This is a genomic window from Bacillus sp. NEAU-Y102, assembly GCF_054788175.1.
In genome coordinates this window covers 1-5,000 of sequence record NZ_JBTWFK010000029.1, presented here as the reverse complement: position 1 = coordinate 5,000, position 5,000 = coordinate 1, and the positions used below count along the sequence as shown (strand labels likewise).

General features: G+C 44.3%; 2 protein-coding genes and 2 rRNA genes (1 of these 4 running past the window's edge). All 4 read right to left on the bottom strand.

The genetic code is table 11. From position 1 onward, the window contains the following. Positions 1 to 514, bottom strand: the 5' portion of a protein-coding gene (locus ACYFX0_RS30850) for a DsbA family oxidoreductase (protein WP_000687924.1). It extends 218 nt beyond the left edge of the window; only the first 514 of its 732 coding nucleotides appear in the window; it begins with the start codon at positions 512 to 514; its stop codon lies off the left edge, out of view. A gap of 199 nt (positions 515 to 713) precedes the next feature. After that, complete coding sequence (locus ACYFX0_RS30845) at positions 714 to 1,673, bottom strand: alpha/beta hydrolase (RefSeq protein ID WP_000821104.1); 960 nt, start codon at positions 1,671 to 1,673, stop codon at positions 714 to 716. Positions 1,674 to 1,905: 232 nt separating this feature from the next. Continuing rightward, positions 1,906 to 2,021 (bottom strand): 5S ribosomal RNA (gene rrf, locus ACYFX0_RS30840). A 48-nt stretch (positions 2,022 to 2,069) separates the two neighbouring features. Continuing rightward, positions 2,070 to 4,991: ribosomal RNA gene (locus tag ACYFX0_RS30835) — 23S ribosomal RNA — on the bottom strand. Between the last annotated feature and the right edge of the window lie 9 nt (positions 4,992 to 5,000).

The following is a 5,000-nucleotide window of genomic DNA, read 5'->3' as shown; positions in this document are numbered from 1 at the left end:
TCGCTTCTTCAATTCTAACATCATTTGCGTACGCATTTTTATCATTAATAACATTTAAAGCTTCTTGCTTATCTAAACCTGAAGCTTCAGCAATAGTAGCAAGTGTATCCACATCACTTAAATTTTTCGATTCAGTGAAATATGCAAAAAGTAGATTTTCCGTAATCTCCTTTTCTTTTCCATGATTCTTTGCAAACTTCGCAAGACGATGCGCATCAAACGTATTCGTCGGCTTCATCTCATCAAAATTAAAACTTAAACCCATACTAGCTGCATGATTTCCTAGCTGTACGTTATTACGCTTAGCTTCTTCAATACTAATCCCATACTTTGATGCAAGCACTTCATTAATACTTGTTCCAGAGTAAACGGGAGTATTCGGATCCAACTCAAAACTTTTAAACTCAACTTCAACATCCTTCTTATGTGGAAATTGCTCTAAAGCCATCTCTAATCTACGTTTCCCAATATAGCAAAATGGGCATACAAAATCCGACCAAACCTCAATTTTCATATAAACACCTCATTAACATTTAGTTTTCAATCATTGTAGCACTGAGATTAAGGAATTCAAAAGTTTTTGCTCTATCTCCTTCATATAGTACATACAAAAATACACTTATAGCAGACTACCTAATTAACAAAAAAACGATAATTAAAAGGATTAACTATTATCCCTCCGATTATCGTCTATATAAATGCAACAACTTTAATTATGCCGGAATATACTTCCCTACGAACTTCCATACGGTATTCCAATATTTATTCGAATCTACTTTCTCCGCTTCTCCATGCCCAGCACCTGGAACAATTAATTTCTCTTTTTCTACTTTTGCAGCATTATATACTTCATCTAACATTTCAAAAGGAACGAATGTATCAGCATCCCCATGAATGAATAGCATAGGTGTTTTACTTTTCGCTACTTGTTTTACAGCTGAAGCTTCTTCTAAATCATATCCAGCTCTTAATTTTGTAACTGTATTTGCCGCATTCATAACAGGAAACTTCGGCAAGTGGAATAAATCTTTTAGCTGATAAGTAAATTCATCAATAACGGTTGAGTATCCACAATCTTCAATAATAACTTTAACATTAGAAGGTAAATCTTCTCCTGAAGTCATCATTACAGTTGCCCCGCCCATTGAAACACCAAATAGAGCTATTTCAGCATTAGGATCTTTCTTTAAGATTTGTTGAATCCAAATCAAAACATCTTTACGATCATGCCAGCCCATACCAACATAATCCCCTTCACTATTTCCGTGCCCACGAAGGTCTGGTGCTATGACATTATAGCCTTGTTCATAAAAGTTACGAATATATTTCGTCATTTCTGATGCTCTACCATTGTATCCATGAACCACAATTGCCCATTTATGACTAGATTGTTCATTCATATATTCATAGCCTTTTAAATTCATTTTATCGAAAGAACGTATAGTTAATGTGTTAGGTTTATACTTCGATACGAAGTTCGCATTCTTTTCTTCATTTGTAGCCAATACATCTCCCGATGCATTTACCGTTTCTACTAAATGAGGATTATCTTGTAAAAACTCTTTTTCTTGTTTCGCATTCAACGCGTAGTTATAAAAATAATTCCCAACTAACATATACACGATTACTAGAAGGACTAAGACTACTATAGTAATTATACCTATCCTTTTCATATTATCTCCTTTTCTAACTTAAATCTTCTTATATTAAAGTACATCAAAAAAACAACTGTACTATTTTAACACACTGGTGAATTTTATCTTTAAGAAATAAAATAGAAAATCTTAAATTACATATCAAAAATCACGAAAGAAATCGAATAAAACTTATATAGATATGTAATTAGCTTTGAAAAAAAGTTACAAAACACAAAAAAGACGAGTCATTCTGACTCGTCTTAAGCTTGCTTGGCGACGTCCTACTCTCACAGGGACAAGGTCCCAACTACCATCGGCGCTAGAGAGCTTAACTTCCGTGTTCGGTATGGGAACGGGTGTGACCTCTCTGCCATCATCACCAAACTATGAAGGCATATTCCTTCAAAACTAGATAACATTGCTACATATTATATGGTTAAGTCCTCGATCTATTAGTATTCGTCAGCTCCACATGTCACCATGCTTCCACCTCGAACCTATCAACCTGATCATCTTTCAGGGATCTTACTAGCTTACGCTATGGGAAATCTCATCTTGAGGGGGGCTTCATGCTTAGATGCTTTCAGCACTTATCCCTTCCGCACATAGCTACCCAGCTATGCCCTTGGCAGAACAACTGGTACACCAGCGGTGCGTCCATCCCGGTCCTCTCGTACTAAGGACAGCTCCTCTCAAATTTCCTACGCCCACGACGGATAGGGACCGAACTGTCTCACGACGTTCTGAACCCAGCTCGCGTACCGCTTTAATGGGCGAACAGCCCAACCCTTGGGACCGACTACAGCCCCAGGATGCGATGAGCCGACATCGAGGTGCCAAACCTCCCCGTCGATGTGGACTCTTGGGGGAGATAAGCCTGTTATCCCCGGGGTAGCTTTTATCCGTTGAGCGATGGCCCTTCCATGCGGAACCACCGGATCACTAAGCCCGACTTTCGTCCCTGCTCGACTTGTAGGTCTCGCAGTCAAGCTCCCTTATGCCTTTGCACTCTACGAATGATTTCCAACCATTCTGAGGGAACCTTTGGGCGCCTCCGTTACACTTTAGGAGGCGACCGCCCCAGTCAAACTGCCCACCTGACACTGTCTCCCGGGTCGATAAGACCCGTAGGTTAGAATTTCAATACAGTCAGGGCGGTATCCCACCAGCGCCTCCACCGAAGCTAGCGCTCCGGTTTCAATGGCTCCCGCCTATCCTGTACAAACTGTACCAAAATTCAATATCAGGCTACAGTAAAGCTCCACGGGGTCTTTCCGTCCTGTCGCGGGTAACCTGCATCTTCACAGGTACTATAATTTCACCGAGTCTCTGGTTGAGACAGTGCCCAAATCGTTACACCTTTCGTGCGGGTCGGAACTTACCCGACAAGGAATTTCGCTACCTTAGGACCGTTATAGTTACGGCCGCCGTTTACTGGGGCTTCAGTTCAGAGCTTCGCTTACGCTAACCCCTCTCCTTAACCTTCCAGCACCGGGCAGGTGTCACCCCCTATACTTCGCCTTACGGCTTCGCAGAGAGCTGTGTTTTTGCTAAACAGTCGCTTGGGCCTATTCACTGCGGCTTTCCGTTAAGAAAGCACCCCTTCTCCCGAAGTTACGGGGTCATTTTGCCGAGTTCCTTAACCAGAGTTCTCTCGCACACCTTAGGATTCTCTCCTCGCCTACCTGTGTCGGTTTGCGGTACAGGCACCTTTTATCTCGCTAGAAGCTTTTCTTGGCAGCGGGGAATCAAAGACTTCGCTCCATAAGGAGCTTCCCCATCACAGCTCAGCCTTTACGATAAGCGGATTTGCCTACTTATCAGCCTAACTGCTTGGACGTGCACAACCAATCGCACGCTTCTTCTATCCTTCTGCGTCCCTCCATTGCTCAAACGATAAAGAGGTGGTACAGGAATATCAACCTGTTGTCCATCGCCTACGCCTGTCGGCCTCGGCTTAGGTCCTGACTAACCCTGAGCGGACGAGCCTTCCTCAGGAAACCTTAGGCATTCGGTGGACGGGATTCTCACCCGTCTTTCGCTACTCATACCGGCATTCTCACTTCTAAGCGCTCCACCAGTCCTTCCGGTCTGACTTCACTGCACTTAGAACGCTCCCCTACCACTGATACCATTGGTATCAATTCGCAGCTTCGGTGGTGTATTTAGCCCCGGTACATTTTCGGCGCAGAGTCACTCGACTAGTGAGCTATTACGCACTCTTTAAATGGTGGCTGCTTCTAAGCCAACATCCTAGTTGTCTAAGCAACTCCACATCCTTTTCCACTTAATACACACTTTGGGACCTTAGCTGGCGATCTGGGCTGTTTCCCTCTTGACTACGGATCTTATCACTCGCAGTCTGACTCCTAAGGATAAGTCATTGGCATTCGGAGTTTGACTGAATTCGGTAATCCGATGAGGACCCCTAGTTCAATCAGTGCTCTACCTCCAAGACTCTTACACTTAAGGCTAGCCCTAAAGCTATTTCGGGGAGAACCAGCTATCTCCAGGTTCGATTGGAATTTCTCCGCTACCCACACCTCATCCCCGCACTTTTCAACGTGCGTGGGTTCGGGCCTCCATTCAGTGTTACCTGAACTTCACCCTGGACATGGGTAGATCACCTGGTTTCGGGTCTACGACCACGTACTAAACGCCCTATTCAGACTCGCTTTCGCTGCGGCTCCGCCTCTTCAGCTTAACCTTGCACGGGATCGTAACTCGCCGGTTCATTCTACAAAAGGCACGCCATCACCCATTAACGGGCTCTGACTATTTGTAGGCACACGGTTTCAGGATCTCTTTCACTCCCCTTCCGGGGTGCTTTTCACCTTTCCCTCACGGTACTGGTTCACTATCGATCACTAGGGAGTATTTAGCCTTGGGAGATGGTCCTCCCAGATTCCGACGGAATTTCACGTGTTCCGCCGTACTCAGGATACATTCAAGAGAGAACGAAGTTTCGACTACGGGGTTGTTACCCTCTACGACGGACCTTTCCAGGTCGCTTCGTCTACCTCGTTCCTTTGTAACTCCGTATAGAATGTCCTACAACCCCAAGAGGCAAGCCTCTTGGTTTGGGCTATGTTCCGTTTCGCTCGCCGCTACTCAGGAAATCGCATTTGCTTTCTCTTCCTCCAGGTACTTAGATGTTTCAGTTCCCTGGGTCTGTCTTCCATACCCTATGTATTCAGGTAAGGATACCATACCATTACGTATAGTGGGTTTCCCCATTCGGAAATCTTCGGATCAAAGCTTACTTACAGCTCCCCGAAGCATATCGGCGTTAGTCCCGTCCTTCATCGACTCCTAGTGTCAAGGCATCCACCGTGCGCCCTTTCTAACTTAACCAAACTAAAA